Annotated in this window: 20 protein-coding genes and 1 pseudogene; 9 read left to right on the forward strand and 12 right to left on the reverse strand. The window is 51.1% G+C overall.

What is annotated here, in order from left to right; genetic code table 11:
• Nucleotides 1-5: 5 nt before the first annotated feature.
• On the reverse strand, nucleotides 6-2,222 hold the full coding sequence (locus ACO0LH_RS04670) for an OsmC domain/YcaO domain-containing protein (RefSeq protein ID WP_422939868.1): 2,217 nt from the start codon (nucleotides 2,220-2,222) through the stop codon (nucleotides 6-8).
• Nucleotides 2,223-2,703: 481 nt separating this feature from the next.
• Between ACO0LH_RS04670 and ACO0LH_RS04675 the strand changes: the two genes are divergently transcribed.
• Nucleotides 2,704-3,690 carry an AAA family ATPase gene (locus ACO0LH_RS04675; protein WP_422939869.1) on the forward strand — a complete coding sequence of 329 codons (987 nt, stop codon included), beginning with the start codon at nucleotides 2,704-2,706 and terminating at the stop codon, nucleotides 3,688-3,690.
• Nucleotides 3,691-3,735: 45 nt separating this feature from the next.
• The gene (locus ACO0LH_RS04680) at nucleotides 3,736-6,351 is read left to right on the forward strand and encodes a S8 family peptidase (protein ID WP_422939870.1); all 2,616 of its coding nucleotides are present in this window, start codon (nucleotides 3,736-3,738) and stop codon (nucleotides 6,349-6,351) included.
• A 27-nt stretch (nucleotides 6,352-6,378) separates the two neighbouring features.
• Here ACO0LH_RS04680 and ACO0LH_RS04685 read toward each other — a convergent pair.
• The 6 genes and pseudogenes from ACO0LH_RS04685 to ACO0LH_RS04710 form a co-directional block, all read right to left on the reverse strand.
• Nucleotides 6,379-6,504 (reverse strand): annotated as a pseudogene (locus ACO0LH_RS04685) (transcription initiation protein); the annotation flags it as partial.
• Nucleotides 6,505-6,828: 324 nt separating this feature from the next.
• Nucleotides 6,829-7,869 carry a S41 family peptidase gene (locus ACO0LH_RS04690; RefSeq protein WP_422939871.1) on the reverse strand — a complete coding sequence of 347 codons (1,041 nt, stop codon included), beginning with the start codon at nucleotides 7,867-7,869 and terminating at the stop codon, nucleotides 6,829-6,831.
• Nucleotides 7,870-8,076: 207 nt separating this feature from the next.
• Nucleotides 8,077-8,832 carry a LytR/AlgR family response regulator transcription factor gene (locus ACO0LH_RS04695; RefSeq protein ID WP_422939872.1) on the reverse strand — a complete coding sequence of 252 codons (756 nt, stop codon included), beginning with the start codon at nucleotides 8,830-8,832 and terminating at the stop codon, nucleotides 8,077-8,079.
• Nucleotides 8,829-10,160, reverse strand: a complete 1,332-nt coding sequence (locus tag ACO0LH_RS04700; protein WP_422939873.1) for a sensor histidine kinase — start codon at nucleotides 10,158-10,160, stop codon at nucleotides 8,829-8,831. The genes ACO0LH_RS04695 and ACO0LH_RS04700 overlap by 4 nt, the downstream gene beginning before the upstream one ends.
• 338 nt (nucleotides 10,161-10,498) lie before the next feature.
• Complete coding sequence (locus ACO0LH_RS04705; protein ID WP_422939874.1) at nucleotides 10,499-10,774, reverse strand: hypothetical protein; 276 nt, start codon at nucleotides 10,772-10,774, stop codon at nucleotides 10,499-10,501.
• 32 nt (nucleotides 10,775-10,806) lie between these two features.
• The gene (locus ACO0LH_RS04710; protein WP_422939875.1) at nucleotides 10,807-11,148 is read right to left on the reverse strand and encodes a YciI family protein; all 342 of its coding nucleotides are present in this window, start codon (nucleotides 11,146-11,148) and stop codon (nucleotides 10,807-10,809) included.
• 689 nt (nucleotides 11,149-11,837) lie between these two features.
• On the opposite strand from ACO0LH_RS04710, the gene ACO0LH_RS04715 reads away from it, so the two are divergent.
• From ACO0LH_RS04715 to ACO0LH_RS04725, 3 genes are all read left to right on the forward strand, one after another.
• Nucleotides 11,838-13,757 (forward strand): M61 family peptidase, encoded by a 1,920-nt coding sequence (locus ACO0LH_RS04715; protein ID WP_422939876.1) that lies wholly within the window; start codon nucleotides 11,838-11,840, stop codon nucleotides 13,755-13,757.
• Between the two features lie 175 nt (nucleotides 13,758-13,932).
• Nucleotides 13,933-14,616: an HD domain-containing protein gene (locus tag ACO0LH_RS04720; RefSeq protein ID WP_422939877.1), complete on the forward strand. Its 684-nt coding sequence runs from the start codon at nucleotides 13,933-13,935 to the stop codon at nucleotides 14,614-14,616.
• Between the two features lie 93 nt (nucleotides 14,617-14,709).
• Complete coding sequence (locus ACO0LH_RS04725; RefSeq protein WP_422939878.1) at nucleotides 14,710-14,976, forward strand: hypothetical protein; 267 nt, start codon at nucleotides 14,710-14,712, stop codon at nucleotides 14,974-14,976.
• A 242-nt stretch (nucleotides 14,977-15,218) separates the two neighbouring features.
• Here ACO0LH_RS04725 and ACO0LH_RS04730 read toward each other — a convergent pair whose 3' ends face one another.
• On the reverse strand, nucleotides 15,219-16,094 hold the full coding sequence (locus ACO0LH_RS04730) for a LysR family transcriptional regulator (protein WP_422939879.1): 876 nt from the start codon (nucleotides 16,092-16,094) through the stop codon (nucleotides 15,219-15,221).
• A 309-nt stretch (nucleotides 16,095-16,403) separates the two neighbouring features.
• Nucleotides 16,404-18,221, reverse strand: coding sequence for a glutamine--fructose-6-phosphate transaminase (isomerizing) (glmS, locus tag ACO0LH_RS04735; RefSeq protein WP_422939880.1), 1,818 nt, complete (start codon nucleotides 18,219-18,221; stop codon nucleotides 16,404-16,406).
• A gap of 155 nt (nucleotides 18,222-18,376) precedes the next feature.
• On the opposite strand from glmS, the gene ACO0LH_RS04740 reads away from it, so the two are divergent.
• Complete coding sequence (locus tag ACO0LH_RS04740) at nucleotides 18,377-18,847, forward strand: Lrp/AsnC family transcriptional regulator (RefSeq protein ID WP_422939881.1); 471 nt, start codon at nucleotides 18,377-18,379, stop codon at nucleotides 18,845-18,847.
• 18 nt (nucleotides 18,848-18,865) lie between these two features.
• Here the strand turns inward: ACO0LH_RS04740 and ACO0LH_RS04745 are convergent, their stop codons facing one another.
• The 3 genes from ACO0LH_RS04745 to ACO0LH_RS04755 form a co-directional block, all read right to left on the reverse strand.
• Nucleotides 18,866-19,684, reverse strand: a complete 819-nt coding sequence (locus ACO0LH_RS04745; RefSeq protein ID WP_422939882.1) for a substrate-binding periplasmic protein — start codon at nucleotides 19,682-19,684, stop codon at nucleotides 18,866-18,868.
• 130 nt (nucleotides 19,685-19,814) lie between these two features.
• Nucleotides 19,815-20,642: a substrate-binding periplasmic protein gene (locus tag ACO0LH_RS04750; RefSeq protein ID WP_422939883.1), complete on the reverse strand. Its 828-nt coding sequence runs from the start codon at nucleotides 20,640-20,642 to the stop codon at nucleotides 19,815-19,817.
• A gap of 67 nt (nucleotides 20,643-20,709) precedes the next feature.
• The gene (locus tag ACO0LH_RS04755) at nucleotides 20,710-21,399 is read right to left on the reverse strand and encodes a Crp/Fnr family transcriptional regulator (RefSeq protein WP_422939884.1); all 690 of its coding nucleotides are present in this window, start codon (nucleotides 21,397-21,399) and stop codon (nucleotides 20,710-20,712) included.
• A 133-nt stretch (nucleotides 21,400-21,532) separates the two neighbouring features.
• Between ACO0LH_RS04755 and ACO0LH_RS04760 the strand changes: the two genes are divergently transcribed.
• From ACO0LH_RS04760 to ACO0LH_RS04770, 3 genes are all read left to right on the forward strand, one after another.
• The gene (locus tag ACO0LH_RS04760; RefSeq protein ID WP_422939885.1) at nucleotides 21,533-22,126 is read left to right on the forward strand and encodes an HD domain-containing protein; all 594 of its coding nucleotides are present in this window, start codon (nucleotides 21,533-21,535) and stop codon (nucleotides 22,124-22,126) included.
• 64 nt (nucleotides 22,127-22,190) lie between these two features.
• The gene (locus tag ACO0LH_RS04765) at nucleotides 22,191-22,946 is read left to right on the forward strand and encodes a class II aldolase/adducin family protein (protein ID WP_422939886.1); all 756 of its coding nucleotides are present in this window, start codon (nucleotides 22,191-22,193) and stop codon (nucleotides 22,944-22,946) included.
• Complete coding sequence (locus ACO0LH_RS04770; protein ID WP_422939887.1) at nucleotides 22,943-23,761, forward strand: SDR family oxidoreductase; 819 nt, start codon at nucleotides 22,943-22,945, stop codon at nucleotides 23,759-23,761. Before ACO0LH_RS04765 ends, ACO0LH_RS04770 begins: the two co-directional genes overlap by 4 nt.
• The last annotated feature ends 118 nt before the right edge of the window (nucleotides 23,762-23,879 follow it).

A 23,879-nucleotide genomic window follows, 5' to 3' on the forward strand; every position in this document is an offset into this window, starting at 1 on the left:
AAACTTCAACTGGACATGGCCGCCACTTTGCTGCGCGCCACATGCAATTTCTTGTAGCTGTCTATCAGGCGCTGGTGTCTGTCCAGCCCTTCCAGTTTCATGCTGGTTGGGGTCAGGCCATAGAAACGCACGCTGCCATCGACTGAACCCAATACCGCATCCATCCTTGCATCACCAAACATACGGCGGAAGTTGACGAGATAATCATCCAGTTCCAGTTCATCATCCAGCGTGGCTTCCAGTACCACATTCATGGCCTGATAAAACAGGCCGCGATCAACCGTGTTGTCGTTGTATTGCAGGAAGGTTTCGACCAGTTCTTTTGCTTCTTCAAACTGTTGCAAGGCGAGATTGATCAGCAGCTTCAACTCAACCACCGTGAGCTGGCCCCAGACCGTGTTCTCGTCAAACTCTATGCCTATCAGGGTGGCGATGTCGCTGTACTCGTCCAGCTCATTATTCTCCAGCCTGTCGAGCAAATCTTCCAATTGCTCATCATCCAGCGTGTGCAGATTCAGAATATCTTCGCGGAACAATAGGGCCTTGTTGGTGTTATCCCAGATCAAGTCTTCCACAGGATACACTTCAGAATAACCGGGCACCAGGATGCGGCAGGCGGTAGCACCCAGATGATCGTACACGGCCATGTAAACTTCTTTGCCCATCTCCTTGAGTATGCCGAACAAGGTCGCGGCTTCATCGGCGTTAGAGCTGGCTTTGTCACCTTTGCCCTGCGCAGAAAAGTCCCACTCAACAAATTCGTAATCAGCCTTGGCACTGAAAAAGCGCCACGACACCACGCCGCTGGAATCGATGAAGTGTTCAACAAAATTATTTGGCTCAGTCACCGCATTGCTGACAAAGGTAGGCTGAGGCAAATCATTGAGGCCTTCAAAACTGCGGCCTTGCAACAACTCTGTCAGGCTGCGTTCCAGCGCCACTTCCAGGCTGGGGTGTGCGCCGAAAGAGGCAAACACGCCACCCGTGCGCGGGTTCATCAGGGTCACGCACATGACCGGGTACTGACCACCTAGCGAAGCATCTTTCACCAGCACCGGGAAGCCCTGCTCTTCAAGACCCTGTATGCCAGCCACAATGCCAGGATATTTCGCCAGCACTTCTTGCGGTACATCCGGCAAGGCGATTTCACCTTCGAGGATTTCACGCTTGACGGCACGTTCAAAAATTTCAGACAGACACTGCACCTGCGCTTCAGCCAGCGTATTACCGGCGCTCATGCCATTGCTGGCGTACAGATTCTCGATGAGGTTGGACGGGAAATAAACGACCTCGCCATCTGACTGACGCACATAAGGCAGCGAGCAGATGCCACGCTCTGCATTGCCAGAATTGGTATCAACCAGATGCGCACCACGCAGCTCGTCATCTGGGTTGTAAATCTCCAGACTATATTCATCAAGAATATCTTTAGGCAGTGCATCTTTTTTGCCAGGCTTGAACCAGCGCTCTTCCGGATAATGCACAAACGCCGCATTGGCGATATCTTCACCCCAGAACGAACCCGCATAAAAATGGTTGCAACTGAGACGCTCAATATACTCACCCAGGGCCGACGCCAGTGCGCTCTCTTTAGTCGCGCCCTTGCCATTGGTAAAACACATGGGCGAATGCGCATCGCGTATATGCAGCGACCACACGTTGGGAATAATATTGCGCCACGAAGCAATCTCTATCTTGATACCCAGCCCTGCCAGCAAGCCAGACATATTCGCGATGGTCTGCTCCAGCGGCAAATCCTTACCCAGAATATAAGTGGCTGCATCCGCAGATGGGTTCAAGGTCAGCAAGGCCTGCGCATCTGCATCCAGGTTCTCGACCTCTTCAATCACAAACTCCGGCCCCGCCTGCACCACTTTTTTGACCGTGCAACGATCTATCGAGCGCAAGATACCTTCACGGTCTTTGGCAGAAATATCGGCAGGCAACTCCACCTGTATCTTGAAAATCTGCGCGTAACGATTTTCAGGATCAACAATATTATTTTGCGACAGCCGGATATTTTCAGTAGGGATATTGCGCGTATTGCAATACAGTTTCACAAAATACGCTGCACACAAGGCCGACGAAGCCAGAAAGTAATCAAAAGGACCAGGCGCAGAACCATCCCCCTTATAGCGGATAGGCTGATCAGCCACCACCGTAAAATCATCGAACTTGGCTTCAAGACGAAGCTTATCGAGAAAGTTAACCTTAATTTCCATGGGGGAGTTCCAGAAGAGTGTTCAAAATCGTGTAGGCGGTATTATCCGTCTTTTTTGGATAGGCAGCGAAGGCTTGTTGGCAGTCTTCTCATATGTAATGGAATTGCATCCGCGTTATTGGATAGTTCATAGCTTGCGTCCTTGGTTTGGCAAGCTATATTGCGTATATAGATGCAGGAGATTGTGTGATAGCAGTGGAGGGTTAACTAAGTCTTATTTGTTGATGGAGCCAGTGCAACGAACAAATGAATCAAACTTCGGAGGATAGGCACGCAGGTTTTTTTGATGTCGCTCGGCTGCAATCCGAGATGAGTGTTAAAGTACAACTGAAAAAAACTTGATCAAAATTGTATATTATTGCAACATCTTCCGAAAATTTATGACTTGGTACTTGGTTGCAATTCATACGAATATGCAGATATGTTGTTTTTAAGTCATATTCTTTATAGTACCTAAATAATCGAAATAATGTGTAGCGCAAATGAACGCAGATCTTACTAAACGTCTATTTAAGGCAATAGCTATTGGATCCGATAAGGATATGGATAAGCTTTGCCGCAAAGTTATACAAGAAGAAAATAGTAAGGGTCATGCTGTATTAGCCAATCAGTTGGAGACAATTTTGAAAGGCAAGAAAAGCGCTATAGCTTTTGAGCCTAAAACCGACAATGAACGGATAATGCAGGCTCTGCCTATGAGTCGGCGCTATCAAGATCCTCTCGTTGTACATATGGATCACAATGCTTTGAGACACTTCATGGTTTTACCCGAACAGGTAGAGACGAGATTCAGTCGTATTGAGGCTGAATATGCCGCCAGAGAGAGATTGGCAACGTACGGTTTAAAGCACAAGAAAAAAATTCTTCTTTACGGTCAGCCGGGCTGCGGTAAAACACTTGGTGCAGAACGCTTGGCATGGTCCACCGGTCTTCCCTTAGTGAAAGTGAGATTTGATGCATTAATCTCCTCATTTCTGGGAGAGTCTGGCATAAATTTGCGCGCAGTTTTTGAATCTGCCAAGGAACGCCCATGTTTGCTATTCTTAGATGAGTGTGACTTTATAGCTAAGTCACGCGAAAACCAGAATGACGTGGGTGAAATTCCTCGTTTAGTTAATACATTACTTCAATTGCTCGAAGATTATGATGCTCCTGGTCTTCTAGTTGCTGCGACCAATCTTGATAAACAGTTAGACAAAGCACTATTCCGACGGTTTGATGATGTCTTTGAAGTAAAGCCACCAGGCAAAAATGAAATCGAAAGACTGCTAAAGTCGACACTTGTTGCGGTTCCTGTAGAACGTAGTGTTAAATGGAAATTTTTAGTTGATAGTCTCATGGGTATGTCTGCCGCTGAGGTCGTTAAGGTAGCTCAAGATGCAGCGAAAAATTCCATTTTGAGTGGTCGAGACATAGTTACGCATGAAGATTTAGAGTTTGCAATTACGGAAGTATACAATCAAGAATAAACCTGTTTAAATTATTAGTAATTTTTTAGACAATAAAAATTACTAATGGTTACTTCGCGACAACAAAGAGGAAGCTTTCCTCATCTCTCCCTGCCATTAATTGTTCGAGGTCGCGCACGATTGACCGGTGGTCGGACAGTTCCTGAACAAGAAAGAGAAAATCGCAATAATAGGGAAGCTCATGGAGCATTTTTAGCAGGGGCCGCTAGCGCAGCGGTCTCCATTTGGAACTCCGTTCGGCAGGAACGTGCCCGCACAATGCTTCCTGAGTTACCTCCCAATATCCCATTGTTTGTCGAAGTTGATCCTGGTTCCGACTTGGAATACCTCCGCAAGCATTTTAATCTTGAGATTGTCTCTGAACACAATGACGGTGTGATTCTAGTAGCGAGTCCAGACGATGGCATGGCTAAGTTTCTTAACTCTACAGAGGCTTTCATTCAAGACCGTCGTGGTGGTGCTACAGCTGCGAAAATTTACAGTCTAACCGGTCCTGATAACACCCAACTTAGAATAGAACGTATTTTATCCGAATCTCTACTTGAAAGATGGTCCACGGTTCATGATGCCCAAATTTACACTGTTGATGTAGGCATCGAATGTTTGGGGACAATTACCGTGCCAGACACGCCAGAGGTAAAAGAGAACGAAACGACAGAACATTTTGATGCACGCCTAGAGAGATGGCGAGTGCAATGGCGTAAAGCTGAGTTCGAATGGGACGATTTGATGGAGTCCCGCGAATCGCAGTTGATAGAATTTATCGGTGGTTATAACGGCGAAGTTCTCGACATTGTCCACGGAACACACATGGGACCAGCTACGTTACCAGATAGCTTTACTGTTAGGGTGCGTGTGACGGGACTTGCTCTACGCGATCTTGTTTTGAACTATCCGTATGTGTTCGAAGTTGCTGAACCAGATGAAATTTCAGGTAAATTTACAACGGATATTGTTGAAGAGTCGACCTTAAATGAACTGAGACTTCTTCCTCCTGACGACCAGGCTCCCGCAGTATGCGTTATTGATAGTGGGATTCAAGAACATCATCCTTTATTACACCCAGCCATTGATGTGGCGTCATCTACTTGTTTTATACCTGGCGTTGCAGCAACAGATGTTGGTGATTATGTTCGCGCAGGTGGGCACGGGACAAGAGTTGCAGGTGCGATCATCTACCCAAAAGGAATTCCAACAGAAGGTGATCTAAAGCTCAATGTGTGGATACAAAATGCCAGAGTTTTGGATCACAATAACAGGCTATCAAGCAGTCTTTATCCACCATCTTACTTGAAGTCTATAGTAAAACAATTTCATCTTGGCCCACGCTCCACTCGCTTATTTAACCACTCAATCGCTGCATATCGGCCTTGTAGACTGAGAAATGTTTCTGCCTGGGCTGCCGCAATGGATTGGTTGAGCTGGCAATATGACGTGCTATTTTTTCAGAGTGCAGGAAACCTCCCCCCTAGCTCATCAGCACTACCGTTTCGCTTGGGTGTCCTGGACCATCTAAACTCTGGGTTTAATTACCCTGACTATCTCACTCGTCCATCATCGAGAATCCCTAGCCCATCTGAAAGCCTACAGGCCATAACGGTAGGATCTGTAAGTCATGCCGACTACTCTGGCACGGCAGGAACTTCGTTCGCAAGTAACAATCTTTGTTCCGCTTTTTCGACGACAGGGCTTGGGGTGTGGAGCTCAATAAAACCCGATGTTGTTGAATATGGCGGTGATTTTGTTCGAGACAATTCGATTCCACCGAGTATTACCACTCCGCCCGATGTGTGCCCAGAGCTGGTACGATCCACCATGCATGGTGGGCCGTTATCAGGAAGAGATGATGTCGGAACATCATATGCAACACCAAAAGTCACTGCAATAGGTTGTGCATTGCAATCATTGTTGCCAGAAGAGCCATCCCTGCTTTACCGAGCTTTAATCATTAATTCCGCAAGGTGGCCACAATGGGCAGAGAATGCAGCTAACAAATTAAGCGCAATTCAACAATTAGGCTTTGGAATACCAGATGTTGAACGGGCGACACAAAACACAGCATATCGGGTTACGATGATCACCTCTGGCCTGCAATCTGTAAAATCGAAGGAAGCTCAGATATATCGCATACCAATTCCTGATTTGCTTCGTTCCCCAGCTGGGGAATTCAATGTTCGAATAGATGTTACGTTGTCTTATGTAGCAAAACCAAGAAGGACTCGCCGAAGTATCCCGCAATACTTGTCTACTTGGGTGGACTGGAGAAGCATTCATCTCGGAGAATCTTTAGAATCATTTACAAATCGTATGCTAAAGGTAGGTGATAGAACGTCGACTACAAACGAAGGTGTTATTCCTTGGAAAATACGCGAGCAGGATGAATGGGGCGAAATTATTGGTGTGCGGAGGGAAAATGGAACGATTCAGAAGGATTGGGCAGTTTTAAAGTCCCATCAATTACCAGAGGATCTTTGCGTTGCTGTTCGCGGGCATCCTGGTTGGGATAAAGATCCTGATGCTTCTGCTAAATATGCATTGACGATCTCATTTGAAGCCATAGATGAAGATCTTGAGATATATAGTCCTATTGAGACTTCATTAAGATCGGTTATTCCAGTGGCCGAAGTCCAAACTGAAGTTCGCGTGGCGCAAGATGTTTAGAGCAGAATGTACTGCAGCATTCTGAGCTCAAGACTCCGGATCAAACATAAATACCCTAAGCTCCTGATCGCAGCGACAGGCTTTTGCGATACGTGCGGCCCAGGCGATAGCGTCCTCTCTTGTAGGAAGCCCAAGTATAGTGAAGCCACCATCGAGTGGAGGTGCCTACGGGTATCTGAGAGGATGATTTGATCTTCGACGACTGCGTGCACTTTGAAGGTGTCCCGCCTGCAATAGTGCACGCTCCGCGCCATACCGTTGAAAAAGTATAAAACCTGTCAATCAACACCAAGCCAAACCTTCTGCATCCGTTCTAGCCGTGTTTGTCCGACTTCGTCTCCTATCTCCGGAAACGGACACCGGGTGAAGTTCTTACCGTCGAGATGAAGCATTTCACCACCTTAAAGGCTGGATTGGGGTGTTTCGACCTCATCGTGACAGACATGAACTTTGCACGCTGCATGTTGATATGAGGTTTTAGTGACCCGTAGCAACAGGTGGTGCGCCGCCATTAAGTTGTCGCTGCATCAGATCTTTGGCCGCCGCGAGTGCATCGTCCACCTTTGCCGCAACATCCGGGATGACGCCCACGCCCTCCCAGTTTGTATGGGTGATTGGGCTGATTGAGCGCCTGCTTGGTATAAAGGCAGCAAAATACTCGCTGAGACGATATGGGCGCGAAGCGTTAGCGCCACCCCAAGTGCGTTCGCCGATCACCGTGGCGCGTTTCAATGCCTGCATTTGGTACGCGAATGATTCGGCGGCGGACTTCGTGTTGGGGCCTGCCAGGATGAGGACTGGCTTCTTGCCGCCATAGCGTTTGCCGTCAAGCTTATCCTGCGTCCAATACTGCCTGGTGATGCCGGTCGTACGTTCCCAGGTGTCGTTGAGGCGGGTGCGCTCGTCAACAAGATAGCTGATCAGTAGCGCCACTGAGTCTCCCCCGCCACCGCCGTTGTTGCGCAGATCGATGATGAGGCCATCGGTGTCAGCGAGTTCATTCATGACTGCGGCGAACTTGTCGGATACGAGAAAAACTGGCCCGAAAGAGGAAATCTGCAGGTAGCCAATATTGGGACTAAGGTGATCAACCTTTTCCACGCCAAGGTTTGATGCGAGAATCTTTTCAAGAGCGGCAGGCGGCACCTGTTTTTCCCACTCCGCCCGCGTCTGGGGTGGCGGCGGCATTGCATCATCGGGCGGCACCGGGCGGGTACTCATATCTACTGAGATATGCTTGTCGTGGACAACGCCATCAATGTCATCGAACAGCTGTTTGGCCAGCTGTTTACCGTCCGTGATCCCATCGTACTTGCCCTCGCGCTGGTGCCGGCGCAAGACGACCTCGGCTTGTTGGGCTTTGTCTGGAAAAACGTAGTGGGCATTCAGCTTGGCAATCAGCGTATCGATGACCTCCAACCGGGTCGCCTGATCGACCTCCCCTGTCCGCGGGCTGGCGATTGCCCCTGTCACGGTCAGCAATAACAAAGACAGTGTGACTATCCATTTCTTTTTCATTATCTTCCTTTCAGATCAATATGTGGAAACGATTAATTGCGAACTGAACCAAAAAACGCGCAGTCGGCACGAGGGCCGCCGTTCAGCAGACGGGCTTCAAAAGCCCTGCGCTGCGCGCATCCCTACAAGGGAAGGAGGTCGCGCTTGCAAGCGCGAACCGGTGATCCGCTGCATCGTTGCGCGATTCGAAACCCCGGCCCACACCTGCTACATCTGGCGAAACTGCTTGGTAAATCCTTCACTAACGGTCAAGCGCTCGGTCCGGCCTTTCAGGATGACCTCCAGCCCGCCGCCGCCGCGCGCCCCGTATTCACTGCGTTCGATCCGGTCTATGGCCTGAAGATTGACGATGGCGCTGCGGTGGATTTGCGCGAACAGTTGCGGGTCCAGTTGCTCGAGTAGGGACTTGAGAGGCAGGCGAATCAGCGAATCGCCGTTCACCGTCACCACCCGCGTGTACTTTTCATTCGACTGGAAGTACAGCACTTCGCTCACCATCACCAGCCGCACCGAATTGCCGCTCGAAGCCTTAATCCACTTGAGGTACACCGGTGCGCTCTCCTGTTCAAAAAGCTGTTTCCACACGGTCGGTGGCGGGCTTGCGGTCGTGCGCGACTTCAGACGGCGGATCGTCTGCAGCAGGCGTGCGGTCGTCAACGGCTTGACCAGATAGTCAGACGCACCGGCATCGAAAGCGGCCAAGGCATATTCCGCGTATGCCGTAACGAACACGACCTGGCACGACTCGGGGATATGGCGCGCCACCTCCATGCCGTTGAGGCCGGGCATCTGTATGTCCAGGAAGACGATGTCCGGTTTCAGTGCATCGATGCTTGCCACCGCTTCGATGCCGTTTTCGACTTGGCCGGCGATTTGTAGTTCGGGCCACAAGACACGCAACTGGTCCATCAGCTCTGCGCGCAGCAGAGGTTCGTCTTCGACGATCAGGGCGCGTGGCATCATGCGTGGCTCCCGGCAATAGGCACGCTCAACAATGCGCGTACGCCTTGTCCGTCGCCCGGCTCGACGAAAAGGCTGGCCTTGCGCCCGTATAGCAGCAGCAAGCGCTCTGCGATATTCGCCAGCCCCGTGCCTTGCCCGGCTTGTTCGGTCAGGCCAACGCCGTCGTCGACCACAGACACGCTCAGCAGCGCGTCCTTCCCGTCGCTCTCATGCCTTGCGCTGATGGTGATCAGGCCCGGTCGGCTAGCCCGCTCCAAACCGTGTTTGACGGCGTTTTCCACAAGCGAGATCAGCATCGCCGGCGGGAACGGCAGGCTGCGCAACTCCTCAGCCACTTCAACTGCGAAGCGCAGGCGGGCGCCCATGCGGATGCGCATCACCGCCAGATAGTCGTTAACCAGGTCCATTTCTCGCCCCAGGGTCGAGGACACTGAGCGCATATCCGGCATCGCGTTCTGCAGGTAGCCGACCAGGTGGTCGAGCATGTCCTGCGCGGCCTGCTGGTCGGTGCGGATCAGGTACTTCAGATTTGCCAGGGTATTGAACAGGAAGTGCGGCTCGACTTGGGCCTGCAAGGCTGAGAGGCGCGCCTGCAGCGAAGTGCGTTCCAGCTCGCGCTCACGCCGAGCCGCGTTCAGTGCGTTTGCATGGCGCGCGAGGTGCTGGCGCAGTTGCGCAGACACCACCTCGGCCGCCTTCAGCGACTCACCCTGCTGGATTGCGAACCAAGTCAGGCCCGGGCGGCAGCGCAGCTCGATGTGGCAGCTGGGGCCCAAATCGGACGATACCCTCACCTCGACATGGCGCCCCAGCGACAACGGGCGCCAGCGGCCCAGCACGATACGGCCTTTGAAAGGGTCGTGGACGAACGCCGGCGGGCCGGAGTAGCCGAGTGCAGTGCCAAGCGCCAGCCCCGACAAGGACTCGGTGCACAGGTCGAAGGTCGTATACGTATTGAACGGCGCATCGATGCGACGCGTCACCGAGGAAGCCATCGCCTCCGCACACAGCGCCTTGCCCTCCTCGCCCAGCCGGGCAAGGAAGTTGCGGGCGATCCCGCTCGAAATCAGCGCGAGCCAGGCCATCACCGCCAGCGCAACGCCGCCGACTATGTACGGAGTCAGCTTGCGGTGATCTACTTCGCCCGGCGCGGCCGGACCGAAGTTCAGCCAGATCGGCAGCAACGCGATCGCCAGCGACAGGAACAACAGCGAACCGGCGTTGAAGCGCAGCGCCGACTGCAGCAGGTAGCGGCGCACCAAGCGGCGGTCATGCTCGACTTCCGGTACGGGAGGCTCGTTAAATGGCAGAAATGGGGGAGAACTCATTAAATTCCTCGTGTAGAACTTGCCCGCTATTCTAGCGGCTCGGGTGCGCGTGTTTTCGCCCATGCGACAAATACCCGCAAATCGGGGAGGAAACCGGCGCCGGCGGGATGAATGCCGCCGACCCAACGCTGCCCGGGCCCGGCGATCTTGAAGGATATAAGCGTGCGCCCAAATTTGACTGGAGAGGCGGACAGGCTGTAAAGCGTTTCATGCGGAAGTAATGTCAGCAGAATTCAATCGCTTAAATTGAAAATTGGCATAGCCCTCCCCTCCCTCAATATCCATACCTCATCAGCAATAATTTCGATTCATCAGGAATTCTATTGTTTCTGTATTTTTTACAGATACTTCCTGGCATTGCTCGTCTTTGATTTGGCAGTCATATCAAACTTCAAAACTTCTTTTGACAAGTGGTGTATGGGTGACAATTTGCCGCGATGTTCTTGCAGGCGGATGACCTGTACATCTCCTCTGAAGGTAACGCGGACTTCTTGCATGTTAGATTTGAGATTTTCTATGGGAATATCGTTGAGGCGACAGTAACGGCGGGCATTTTTTGGTGACCAAAGCGAGGGGCAGTACTTGAGTGCACCTCCCCGCAGAGGATGCGTCATGAGCTGGCAGAATGTACAGCAACACACCAGCTTCAAGACTCAGGATCAAACATAAACACCCTCAGCTCCTGATCACAGCGACAGGCTTTCGCGATACGTGCGGCCCAGACGATGGCGTCCTCTCTGGTAGCGAGCTCAAGTATAGTGAAGCCACCATCAAGTGGCGGTGCCCACGGGTAACCACCCTCAGCGACTGCACCATCGGCTGACACCAGAACGGGTGGCACTGATTCATTAATACCACCGCCGAAAACATAGACGCCTGCTTCTTTTGCCTCGCGTATCACGGCACGAGCATCTCGCCCGACAGTCATCATCTCACTGTCGGGTACGTCCATTGCAATGCTGGGAAATGAAATAAGATACTTTGCCATGATTTTCTTTCTCTAAAAATTTTTCGATAGTGATAAAGGTAATGTAAAGCTATATCCAGAGCAACGAGAAGTGCTTAATAAAATCGTAAACTGATGTCGATATTTAACGGCGCATTACTTGAATTTAAATAAATCAAAGCTAAATTAGAGTCGTATGTTAATACGTATGGAATTTTCCTTTTCTGAATAATTTGCATCTATTGGATCCCATGTTTAAAGGACATCTATTAAGGCATCTTTCGCGACACTGTGTGGCGCTATTTGCGCTCTGAAGTCACAGAGCCAACGTACGAAGATCGACATTAAGCGTCATCGATAAATATGCTTAAAGCTTTCAAGCTGGCTTAAAACCAAATCTGGCAAAAATCGTGAGTAGCGGCGGAATTTAAAACAGATCCTCTGAATCTGAAAAACTGGGATTTGAAGCGCCCCTGTGAGAACCCTCACCTGGAAGTAGAAGGTGGATCGAACTGACCAGGTCAGTTCAACTAGCAAACGAGCAGCTCAAATACAAATAGATAGGCCATCAGTGTTTTGTCTACCTTAACAAAGTTGCTATCAGTTTCGGCACCGCAGAATATCGACGCTGCTGCACTTCGGAAAAAAATGTAAACGATGATACCGGTTCGCCTTGGTCAGAAAATCGAAGTACATCATTGTTTAGCGTTTTGCCAATATTAGAATCATTAATGGCTTTCATTAAATACATTCGATTTTCCAATATCCACGATTTATGTATGCTTAAGTCTTTCGGGAGGTATTTAATGAAAGCATGTTGGTTGTTATTAGCCGCATTATTGGCAGGGAAAGCTGGAGCCGCATCTATTGCGCCCATTACGCTTAGCGTCGATTTGCGTGACACGCCGCGCAAACTGCTGCATGTTGTCGAAACTATTTCCGTGCAGCCGGGACCACTGACTCTCGCCTATCCGAAATGGGTTCCAGCTCAGCAACGTCCGGGACCAATCCAGCAGCAGGCCGGGTTGGTAATCCGCGGTGATGGCAAGGTCATCCGTTGGCACCGTGATGCGCATGACGTGTATTTATATCATCTGGACGTGCCAACTGGTGTGCATAGCATTGAAATAAATAGTGACTTCATCGCCACCGACGGCTCAGATGGTGCGCATGGCTCGGTCAGCGACACGATTGCTGTGCTAAGCTGGCAGGATGTCACGCTGTACCCCTATGTGGGCGCAACAACACGCGTGGCCGATATTCAGGTTAGTCCGTCCGTCGTGTTGCCATCGCAATGGCGTTACGCCAGCGCACTTGAGGTGGCCAAAGATGACAAAGATGGAACCATAGGATTTCGCACTGTCTCAGTGGACCGCCTGTTCGATTCACCCCTGATTTCCGGCCTGTACTTCAGGGAAGTCGCTCTGGCGCCCGAGATTACTCCGTCACACTATCTAGATCTCGTAGCTGACACACCTGCCAATCTGGAAGTTCCTCAAGCCTATATTGAGAAACTGTCGAACTTGGTTCGGCAGAGTGGGCAAATGTTCCGCCACCGCCACTACGATTCGTTCCGTTTTCTGATTACGCTTTCGAACCAGATTTCCGGAGGGGCGAGCGACCACCATCAGTCGCTGGAGGAGCGCCGTCCAGCCAACTTTCTGACTGATGAAAAATCGCTTGTGCGATCTGCCAACTCTATGCCACATGACCTGGCCCACAGCTGGAATGGTAAATATCGGCGCCCCGTAGGACTCTCCGAGCCTAATTATCAACTTCCGCCTGATGGCAGTGAACTTTGGATCGTCGAGGGACTGAGCGAATATCTTGGTTCGGTCTTGACAGCGCGCGCAGGAATGTGGGATCTCGAGCAATACCGTAACTATCTTGCCAGGAACGGAGCTTTTATTGAACACAGGCAAGGGAGGCAATGGCGTGATCTTGAAGATAATGGCCGAATGGCAATTAACTTATGGACAAATCGAGACGGCTACTACGACAATTGGCGCCGCGGTGGTTTCGACTTCTACGGCGAAGGGGCATTGGTCTGGTTCGATGTCGATGTCGCTTTGCGAAACGCCAGCGAAGGCAAGAAATCTTTGGATGATTTTGCTGCACTGTTTTATGGTGATAAAGCCGATAGTGGCCCGCTTGAGCGTCCCTATTTATTTAAGGACATCGTCGCAGCGCTGAACCAAGTAGTGGCGAAGGACTGGGATGCATTTTTGCGTAATCGCGCAGAGTCACTTGGCACTACCACAGTACTAAGCGGCATTCACGACGCAGGATATCGTCTGGCTTACAACGACCAAGCTGCTGCACCCACGTCGGCCAATTCCTTGTTCGAATATACGGTTGGAATGTCGATTCAAAGCAATGGTGAGATTTCGGATGTACTAGTCAAAAGTGCCGCCAGGAATGCAGGATTGGCACCCGGTATGATAATCGCAACCGTGCAGGGCAAGCCGTATAGTGCGGCAGTGCTTCAGCAGGCTATACGAGAGGCGAAAGGCGGTAGCGCAGCGATCCAGTTGACGTTGTCGAACGGCTCATCAATTAATCTGGTTTACCACGATGGTGCGCGCTATCCCGCACTTGAGCGTATCCCGAATGCGCCTGACCGGCTTGCTGAAATCATCAAAGCGCGATAGGCAAGTGACTGTTAAGAATGAGCAGTTCAATGCGGCCATTCGGCGGCTTTTTAGAGGTTCCGAATGGTCAGTAGTTAACGTGATGACTCACATTTAAAGTAAAACTAGTGTCTATCAAATAAACCTAGATCGATTTCCAGCCCTAGTGGGTGGGGGGTACGAAACGGAGTGATAAATGAAGTTAATAACAATTGTATCTGTCTACGGAATAGTTTTTGGTCTATCTTTTTTTTGCAATACCGCCAATGCTGATAACAACATTCCGTCCGACTGGCGTGCCAACGTGATTGAGTTTTCTAAGAAAAATTTCAAACACCCTGCATGGGGCTTTTCGCATAGCATGCGCGACTATAACCTTGCCAAGTCGCTAGCCCTTCAGGATAAGGTAACGATTGATGACGATGTATTGTTCGCTGCTGCGTATTTGCATGATATCGCAGCCTTTCCACATTGGGAAAAAGAGGGCATTAATCATGCCGACCAAGGAGCAGCCATCGTTGATACCATACTGAATGGAAGTGGTTTTCCTGTCGAAAAAATTGAGACCGTTCGACATGCGATCAAGACGCATATGTTTAATCGCGACCCGGTGGGCGTGGAAAGCGTCTATCTGCATGATGCCGATGCACTCGATTGGCTAGGTGCCATTGGAATCGTCCGAATACTCTCGATGATCGAACACAACGGCGAGCAACCTGACAGTCATAAAATAGTCGGCATGCTTGAGAATTACACATACAACGTACCGAATCATGTGATTTCCCCAGCCGGCCAACTACTGGCGGTAGAGCGTAAGGCAGATTCAATGCGTTATTTGCAGCAACTGAAATCGGAGACTGCAAACTTGAATTCATTGTGAGCGAACGAATTCAATTCACATTGTTGAATAAGGTAGGTGAAAGTAGCAAAATTTTCCGCAGCATAAATTTTTATCAATTCGAAAGGAATAATAATGAAAGCCATCATCAATTGCATAGTGATTGTATTTTTGTCGCAAAGTGTCTTAGTCAGTGTAGCAAGCGCAAAGCCAACCCCGCCACCACCACCTACCAGGCCCACGCCTCCAACCGCGCCTGTGCGTCCTTCCGCTCCCGCAACGGCAAGTACCAGTGTCACCAGTGGTACAAACAACAATGGCGTGGCTGGCACACCCGTCACCACGACCGGCAATACTGTCACTGTCACAATCAATTGCAGTGCCGACAGTAATTGTGGATAGGCAAGCGACAATGCCGGAAAGTAAAAACACTACTCCCCAATCAGTTTATGTTATTGCCTCTAAAAATTGTTGTCTGATATAAGCGTGCTGCACGGAGTTTTGGTAGAGCGCGGGTACCCACGGCATAAAAATTGCCTTAAGAGTATGCACTCGTTTTAACAAGGGTGCCCGGACACGGGCACCCTTGTTGCACTGGATATTCACGCAACAAAGTTAATGTTGAAGTAAGTAGTCGCCTTACTTTAAGCTGCGCTAACCTGTTTTTGCCTGGAATACGCGTCAACAATAGCCCTTTTCAGCGCCGCGGCAGCTGGATTATCTAATAGGGCAGGACTATGAAGCGTTATCGCAAACAAGGGCAAGGTCGGCAAGCCCGACTCTGGGCCCAATATCTGCAAGTAACGCGGCACCGTCGAAGGCAAAAGAACCGATACCGCCTCGTCTGCATTCACCGTAGCCGAAGTAGCTTCGGCGCTGGGAAAGTCAATCAGAGTGCACCATTCGACATCGGCGAATCCAAGAGTAGATTGAATCAATTGTCGAAACACGCAATTGGCAGATACTAGAGAAATTGGCAATGGTCGACGCGCCCACGCATTGCCGTTTAGGGCGCCTACCCATGCGGGTAACTCCAGTGCCAACAAATGGCCTCCAGAGCCGCTGTGGATTTCTTCAAGTATGACGAGATCAAGTTCGCCAATTTCATAAATCTTGCGTAACTCGATCGATGACCCTCCTGTGAGCGCTATATCGACAAGTGGGTAACGGGGTGCGAATTCATGCAGTATCGGTGGTAGATGGGTGGCCATCAAATCATGTGGCACACCCAGCCTTACCGTGCCCCTAACCTGGGGTGCCGTAAAGGAAGCGAACAGTTCGTCGTGCATCTTTAGTAACTCGCGCGCCTTGCCAGCAAGGCGCTGACCAGATTCGGTCAATCTGGCTCCGCCACTGTTACGATCCAACAACCGCTGATCAAGCATCAATTCGAGCCTCTTGATCTGCTGACTAACAGCTCCCTGAGTGACGTGCAGACGTTGCGCCGCGCCGTTCATCGAGCCAGTTTCACTCACGTGCAACAAGGTGCGCAACAGCGCAAGATCAACATTTCGATTCAATTTTTGTCTTTCATTCCCGACGACCAATTAATCCGCCCGATTCTATGGGACTAAATTATTATGCTGGTAACAGCCAACGTTTGACGTGCGTTGCGTTCATGAAACATTTCGTGACTAGTCGTTCAATAACGAAATTTTTCGTTGAACTCCTTATCGACCCGATTTTCCCTGGATTACCGAGATCGGTCATTGCACAGAATACCACTTGCTCGGTGACCATTTTTCGCCACACAAAAATCGGAAGCCATTTCTACTACAAATACAGCGTGTCTGCTAAGTACGCTGAATAATTATAGCACCGCAGGATGCCTATTCAACCGTCACACTTTTTGCCAGGTTACGCGGCTTGTCGACATCCGTCCCCCTTGCCAGTGCCGTGTGATACGCCAGTAATTGCAGTGGCACCACGTGCAGTATTGGTGAGAGTTGGCCGTAGTGTTCTGGCAGACGGATGACGTGTACGCCTTCGCTGGAGGTGATGCGGGAGTCGGCGTCGGCGAAGACGTAGAGTTCGCCGCCGCGGGCGCGGACTTCCTGCATGTTGGATTTGAGTTTTTCTATCAGAGTGTCGTTGGGGGCGACGGTGACGACGGGCATTTCCTTGGTGACCAGGGCCAGGGGGCCGTGTTTGAGTTCACCTGCGGGATAGGCTTCGGCGTGGATGTAAGAAATCTCTTTGAGTTTTAATGCGCCTTCGAGGGCAATGGGGTAATGCAGGCCTCGGCCCAGGAAGAGTGCGTTTTCCTTGCGGGCGAATTCTTCTGCCCAGGAAATGATTTGTGGTTCGAGTGCCAGCACGGCGCTGATGGCGACAGGCAGGTGGCGCAGGGCGCGTATGTGTTCTGCTTCGTCAGTCTCACTGAGGCGGCCTTTGCTTTGTGCGAGTGACAGTGCCAGCAGGAAAAGTGCTGCCAGTTGCGTGGTGAAAGCCTTGGTGGAGGCAACGCCGACTTCTACCCCGGCATGGGTGATGTATGACAAGGCGCATTCACGCACCATGGCACTGGTGGCGACATTGCAGACTGTGAGGGTGTGCAACATGCCGAGGCTGCGTGCATGTTTCAATGCGGCCAGGGTGTCTGCGGTCTCGCCACTTTGCGATATGGTGACGACCAGTGAATTGGGGTTGGGCACGCTTTCGCGGTAGCGGTATTCGCTGGCGATTTCTACATTGACGGGGATTTTGGCGATTGCTTCTATCCAGTATTTGGCTGTCAGGCCAGCGTAATAGCTGGTGCCGCAGGCGAGTATCAACACTGAATCTATCTGCTTGAAGACTTTGTAGGCACCGTCACCGAAAAGCTCGGGCATGATGCTGATGACGCCTTCCAGCGTGTCGGCAATGGCGCGCGGTTGCTCGAAGATTTCTTTTTGCATGTAATGGCGGTAAGGTCCCAGCTCCGCTGCGCCGCTGTGGGCATGTACTGTTTTTACTTCGCGCTGGACTGACTTGCCTTCGCTATCGACTATCCATACTTTTTGCAGTTGCAGGTCTACCACGTCGCCTTCTTCGAGATAGATGATCTGGTCGGTGGTGCCTGCGAGTGCCATGGCGTCGGATGCGAGGAAGTTTTCGCCCTGGCCAACACCGACGATCAATGGAGAACCCTGGCGTGCGCCGACGACGCGGTGAGGTTCATCGCGGCAGAATACAGCAATCGCAAATGCACCGGTCAGGCGCTTGATGGCGATTTGCACGGTCTCGAACAAATCACCGCTATACAGGTGGTCTATGAGGTGGGCGATGACTTCGGTGTCGGTCTGGCTCTCGAACACATAGCCAGCTTGTGTCAGTTCTGCACGCAGTTCTTCATGGTTTTCTATGATGCCGTTGTGCACGAGGGCGATGCGTTCACGCGAGAAATGCGGATGGGCATTTGATGAAGACGGTGCACCATGCGTGGCCCAGCGGGTGTGGGCGATGCCAGTGAACCCGGCCAGGCCGGACTGGTCTATCTGTGCCTGCAGGTCTGCCACGCGGGATGTACTGCGTGAGCGTTGCAGGTGACCATTGACATGCAGGGCGACGCCGCATGAGTCATAGCCACGGTATTCTAGCCGCTTCAAGCCTTCCAGCAAGACGGGGGTGATATTGCGTTGAGCAACTGCGCCGACGATACCGCACATAGTGACCTCTGATAAAGAATGAATATGTGTTCATGCTAAAGCAGATGAGTTGATATTTTCTTTCAAAATTTACCTATTATTGAAATTTATAGAACACCATTTTTCTATTTGAACTATTATTTCAATATAAAAGAAAATTTGGAATTATTAATCATATGCTGACTATGAATGAGCTGGATGAACTCGATAAACGCATCTTGCAGCAATTGCAAAAAGATGCCTCGCTGACCAATCATGAACTGGCCTTGCGGGTGCATGCGTCTGCGCCCACCTGCCTGCGCCGCGTGAAGCGGCTGACGGATGAAGGCATCATCAGCCGCCAGGTGGCATTGCTGGATGCCAGCAAGCTGGGGGCGGGCTTGACGGCCATCGTCGAAATCACGCTCGATCATCAGGCGACGGAGAAGCTGGTGGAATTTGAGCAACTGGTGGCGCAGGAAGCGGCGGTGCAGCAATGTTACCGCGTGTCGCAGGGGCCGGATTTTGTGCTGGTGATACAGGTAGCAGACATGGCGGCTTATCATGCGCTGGCGCACAGGCTGTTTGCGACGCATGCGAATGTGCGCAATGTGCGTAGTTTTTTTTCTATCCTGCGCAGCAAGTTTGAGACTGCTATTGCGCTATAGGTTTTTTAGTACAACTGTTTAGCGCGGACGTATGCTTTCTTTCAAGACATTGGCCGGGTAATAACGCTGAAAGCCTTTCCAGACCATGCCGGATTTGGCGATTTGCTCCATCATCTCTTTCAATGCCGCCCTGTCTTCATTGTTCAGTGAATTTTTGGATATGTAGGCACCGCTATCGCCCCACGGTAATTCGGGTATGGGTTCATAGCGTAATTTATCGAGCATGTCCTGTACCCGCCCGTCTTCCATGATCGCACCGGCAAGTATGGAGGGTGCCATGATGGTGACATCGGCAATGCCTGCCTTGAGCAGGCGTGCCACGGACAGGGGCTCTGCATCAAAAAACAGACGACCCTGCCTGGTCAGCTCCTTGACCAGGTCCTGGTAGGCCGGGCCATAGTCAAAGCCGCGCACGAGTGCGACTTTCAGATCTTTTTTATCCAGCAGTTCTTGCGCCGATGTGATGACGGGGCGGTTGCTGTCGAGCGAGATGAGGGTGGCGCGGTTGTAGACCATAGGGATGAAGATGCCATGCTCATCCCGCTTTGGTGTGCGGCTGGCGGGTATCAATAAATCGGCACGGCCTGTTTCGAACATCAGTTCCAGCCTTGCCCTGGGTACGGCGGTCAGCAGAAATTTGCAGCTGTCGCCCAGATTACGCAGCACATCCGGGTAGATGCCATCTATCTGATCGCCATTGATCAGGACACTGCGCCCGGTAGACGCCACCGGTACATTGATGGCACGCGAGCATGCAGCAAAAGCCTGTACGGCAAACACCGTCAGGCCACAACATAGCAATATGCGCAATCCTGTGTTACCAGTACGCAATCTCATCAATATTTGCTCACTTATCTCTGCTTATCTTTGCTTGTGTCTGCATATTTCTTTGCAATCAAAAACAGTCATCAAACAGTACAAACGGGGTATGGCGCTTTTGAATTGTACATGAGCTGACAATATTGGTTTAACGTGGCCGGCTTCCCTCTTTTAATACGTCCGGTTTGTAGTAACGCGAAAAGCTTTTCCAGACCATGCCGGAACGGGCTGCACGTTCCATCATTTCTTGCAGGGCATTGCGGTCGTCCTGGCTCAGGGATTTTCTGGACAGGTAGATACCGCTGTCACCCCAGTTCAATTCTGGCAAGGCTTCAAACCTCAATTTGTCGGCCATATCGTCCACCCTGGGGTCGCCCTGCACGGCCCCGGCAAAAATATAGGGCGCCATGATGGTCATGTCGGCAATGCCGGCTTTGAGGATGCGGGCGGCGGAAATGGCATCGGTTTCCATTATCAGACGCCCCTGTTTGTGCAATTCTGCCAGGATAGCCTGATAGGCTTCGCCATAGTCATAACCGCGCACGAGCACTACTTTGAGGTTTTTTTGCTCCAGTAATTCTTGCTGATTGTGTATGGCTGGCCTGGCCGATTGCAGCGAAATCAGTGTGGCACGCGTATAGATGAGGGGAACGAAAAAGCCATGTGCATCCCTGCGGGCTGTGCGTATGGCGGGAAACAGCACATCTGCCTGGCCATTTTCAAACATCAATTCCAGGCGCGCGCGGGGTACGGAAAAGAAATGGAACTGACAAGTTTCACGGGAAGACAGGTTGCGAAAAATATCAGGGTAAATGCCGCTGACGTTATCGCCGCTGACAATGACACTAAACCCCTGGGCAGCTACCGGCGCATTGATGACACGTGAACAAGCCGCCTCTGCAAGTACACAGACATGACTAAATAACAAAATCAGCGCTACACGCAAAGCGTAGCATTTTGTCAGTATCGTCCTCAAGATTTGCCTTGATAGGATATTCACAATAGACCAAAAAACAACTTTGCCTGGCTGCCTCTGGTCGGGTTCATTCTTTATCAGATAAAGCCGACAGCCTGCTTTCTGAAAGAATTTCTATCTTGCCATAAGCCAGGCGAATCAAACCATTTAACCTGAAAAAACTTAATTCTTTTGAGACAGTCTGGCGTGTCATGCCCAGCATCATGGCCAGTGCCTCCTGCGTCACGGGCACAATTATCTGGCCGGCCTGCGGCCGTTTGCCAATATTGGCCAGCAACAGCAGGCGACGGGCGACACGCGCCCTTACAGAACGCAGGCTGCCATCTTCGACTATGCCATACAACAGACGTATGCGCTGCGCCAGCATGCGGGCTATGGCGGTTGCAAACGACAGCCTTTGCATCATGAGATCAAAACTTGCCAGTGGCAAAACAAGTAGTTCAACATCATCAATCGCGGTTGCATCGTGGGTACGCGGCAAGCTGTCGATCAGGGATATCTCGCCAAACCAGGTGCCGACATCAAGAATGGCGAGGATGGCTTCCCTGCCTTCTTCACTGAGGGTAGACATTTTGACGGTGCCGCTGATGACGGCGTAAAAACCCGTGGGCAGATCCCCCTGGCGAAACAGCATTTCACCAGGCCGCAAGCGCAATTGCTCACATGGGGCTACCATAGCCTTGCGGTCAATCGCCGGCAAAGCCGCGAACCAGGGGTCACACAGCAGCACTTGCATGAGATTTTGTTGCGATGTCATTTGCCTGACTTTGGGTAGATGGATGAAATGAATTTGAATTGTAAAATATTTGACAGTTTAAACAGAACATGGCGTTGTAAGGTGACATCAGAACCACGTTCAATGACGAATATGGACAAGAGGAGTGAGACAAATGCAAAATCGTGCCCAATTTACCCGCATGGAAGACAGTACCCAGCAAGAATGGCAAGTGATTGGTGGTGAATTCAGGCACTTTGCCCAGTTGCTGCCCGACCGTGTCATGCAACACTTGCGCCTGCTGGAAGGTGATTACGGCGGCTTCCCTGTAGATCGCTTCACGCATTCGCTGCAAACTGCCACCCGCGCCATGCGCGATGGCCGTGATGAGGAATATGTCTGTTGCGCCTTGCTGCATGATATTGGCGACACCCTGGGTTCTTTCAATCACCCGGATATTGCAGCCGCGATATTGAAACCCTTTGTATCGGAAGAAAACCTGTGGATGGTGCAGCACCATGGCATTTTTCAGGGACACTACTTTTTTCATCATATCGGCATGAACAAGGATATGCGTGAGCAATTCCGCGCCAGCCCGTATTTTGAGCGCACGGCAGAGTTTTGCGCGCTGTATGACAACCCGTCTTTTGATGCGCATGCAGAAACTTTCCCGCTGGTGGAATTTGAACCGATGCTGAAAAAACTATTCAGCCAGCCACGCAATACCATTTACAAAGCTGCTGTCAGCGAAGCCAGCCACACCAACTAAGCCAGCTAAGCCAGAAAAAACAAGAAAATCAACCCATAAGCACACATACAACAAGAGAGACATCATGCATATCCCATCCGTCAAAGATCAGGTCAGCGCAGAAGAATGGCAGTTACGCATCGACCTTGCCGCCTGTTACCGCCTGGTTGCCGCTTATGGCTGGAGTGACCTGGTATTTACGCATATCAGTGCGCGCATCCCCGGCCCTGAGCATCATTTCCTGATTAACCCGTATGGCCTGATGTTTGATGAGATCACCGCTTCATCGCTGGTAAAGGTCGACCAGCAGTGCAATAAGGTGATTGATTCACCTTTCCCGGTGAACCCGGCAGGCTTCGTCATCCACAGTGCAGTACATGCCGCAAGAGAAGATGTGCAATGCGTCCTGCATACCCACACGCGCGCAGGTGTTGCAGTAAGTGCACAAAAATGTGGTGTACTGCCCATCTCCCAACAATCCACTTTTGTGCTGGCTTCACTCGCATATCATGAATATGAGGGGGTTGCCTTCAGGGAAGATGAAAAACCGCGCTTGCAAGCTGACATGGGACAGGCTAACTTCTTAATGTTGCGCAATCATGGCTTATTGACTACAGGCAAATCTATCGCAGATGCCTTCCTTTCCATGTACACCTTTGAAGCGACTTGCCAGATCCAACTGGCGGCGCAGGCAGGCGGTGAACTGGTGCATGTGAACCCTCTCATCGTGAAAGGTGTTGCAGAGGCCATGCGTGTGCAGACAGGTGGATTGGGCGGCGCATTTGTCTGGCCCTCATTGATACGCAAACTCGATCGCATGGACGAAAGTTATAAACTATGAAGGCAAAACACAAGGTTGTCGTGATCACTGGCAGTTCAGATGGAATAGGAGCAGAAATGGCGCGCCAGCTGGCGCGCAAATATGGCACTAGCCTGGCACTGGTTTTAGCAGCACGCAATGAAGACGCGCTAAAGAAAGTGGCCGCTGAATGCAAGGCCTTTGGTGCGGTTTCCCTGGTGGTGAAAACAGATGTCAGTGTCGAATCAAATTGCCGGCATCTGATAGAAGCAGCAGTTGAACAATTTGGCAGTATCGATGTGTTGATCAATAACGCCGGCAAATCAGCACAGGCGCTGTTTGAAGAAGTCGACAGCCTGGGCTGGTACCAGGAACTGATGCGTATCAATTTCTGGGGCAGCATCTGGTGCACCCATGCTGCCCTGCCCTATATCAAAAAATCCCATGGCAGCATCGTCGCGGTGTCTTCGCTGGCAGGCCTGATTGGCGTGCCTGGCCGCACCGCCTACAGTGCCAGCAAGTTTGCCATGGGTGGTTTTTTTGAAAGCCTGCGTGCAGAATTAAGCGGCAGCGGTGTCAAGGTCACGCTGGCCTACCCTGGCGTGGTCGCCACCCAGATCCGCTACCACGGTTATAATGCCGCAGGTGAAGCCGCCGGCAGCAGCGGCCTGAAAGAAGACGGTGCCATGTCGGTAGAAAAATGCGCCGCCCTGATCATCAGCGGCTTCGAACGCGGCGACCGCGAAGTCGTCATGACCTTCAAAGGCAAACTGGCCCGCTGGCTAAAATTAATCATGCCCGGCCTGGTAGAAAAAATGGCCATGGCCGCACTCAAGAAAGAAGTCAGGCCACATTGAATCAGGCCACGTTTCAGCGTTATGTATTTGGGCTGAAAGTGACATTCTTGGTATTTTTACCGACTCCTGTTGGTCGAGGAAGCTTTGTCCAGGCGTAGCGAGCGCCGCTAGTTTTTTT

Origin of the sequence: Undibacterium sp. TJN19, assembly GCF_049339485.1 — a bacterium.
In the GTDB taxonomy this organism is placed as follows: domain Bacteria; phylum Pseudomonadota; class Gammaproteobacteria; order Burkholderiales; family Burkholderiaceae_D; genus Undibacterium.

Bases quoted from the DNA above. Each gene is read 5' to 3' on its own strand.
- ACO0LH_RS04765 (WP_422939886.1), top strand. From the start codon at position 22,191: ATGCATATCCCATCCGTCAAAGATCAGGTCAGCGCAGAAGAATGGCAG.
- ACO0LH_RS04745 (WP_422939882.1), bottom strand. From the start codon at position 19,684: ATGAGATTGCGTACTGGTAACACAGGATTGCGCATATTGCTATGTTGT.
- ACO0LH_RS04695 (WP_422939872.1), bottom strand. From the start codon at position 8,832: ATGATGCCACGCGCCCTGATCGTCGAAGACGAACCTCTGCTGCGCGCA.
- glmS (WP_422939880.1), bottom strand. From the start codon at position 18,221: ATGTGCGGTATCGTCGGCGCAGTTGCTCAACGCAATATCACCCCCGTC.
- ACO0LH_RS04760 (WP_422939885.1), top strand. From the start codon at position 21,533: ATGCAAAATCGTGCCCAATTTACCCGCATGGAAGACAGTACCCAGCAA.
- ACO0LH_RS04740 (WP_422939881.1), top strand. From the start codon at position 18,377: ATGCTGACTATGAATGAGCTGGATGAACTCGATAAACGCATCTTGCAG.
- ACO0LH_RS04755 (WP_422939884.1), bottom strand. From the start codon at position 21,399: ATGACATCGCAACAAAATCTCATGCAAGTGCTGCTGTGTGACCCCTGG.
- ACO0LH_RS04710 (WP_422939875.1), bottom strand. From the start codon at position 11,148: ATGGCAAAGTATCTTATTTCATTTCCCAGCATTGCAATGGACGTACCC.
- ACO0LH_RS04725 (WP_422939878.1), top strand. From the start codon at position 14,710: ATGAAAGCCATCATCAATTGCATAGTGATTGTATTTTTGTCGCAAAGT.
- ACO0LH_RS04700 (WP_422939873.1), bottom strand. From the start codon at position 10,160: ATGAGTTCTCCCCCATTTCTGCCATTTAACGAGCCTCCCGTACCGGAA.
- ACO0LH_RS04770 (WP_422939887.1), top strand. From the start codon at position 22,943: ATGAAGGCAAAACACAAGGTTGTCGTGATCACTGGCAGTTCAGATGGA.
- ACO0LH_RS04680 (WP_422939870.1), top strand. From the start codon at position 3,736: ATGGTTACTTCGCGACAACAAAGAGGAAGCTTTCCTCATCTCTCCCTG.
- ACO0LH_RS04720 (WP_422939877.1), top strand. From the start codon at position 13,933: ATGAAGTTAATAACAATTGTATCTGTCTACGGAATAGTTTTTGGTCTA.
- ACO0LH_RS04670 (WP_422939868.1), bottom strand. From the start codon at position 2,222: ATGGAAATTAAGGTTAACTTTCTCGATAAGCTTCGTCTTGAAGCCAAG.
- ACO0LH_RS04690 (WP_422939871.1), bottom strand. From the start codon at position 7,869: ATGAAAAAGAAATGGATAGTCACACTGTCTTTGTTATTGCTGACCGTG.
- ACO0LH_RS04715 (WP_422939876.1), top strand. From the start codon at position 11,838: ATGGCTTTCATTAAATACATTCGATTTTCCAATATCCACGATTTATGT.
- ACO0LH_RS04675 (WP_422939869.1), top strand. From the start codon at position 2,704: ATGAACGCAGATCTTACTAAACGTCTATTTAAGGCAATAGCTATTGGA.
- ACO0LH_RS04705 (WP_422939874.1), bottom strand. From the start codon at position 10,774: ATGACGCATCCTCTGCGGGGAGGTGCACTCAAGTACTGCCCCTCGCTT.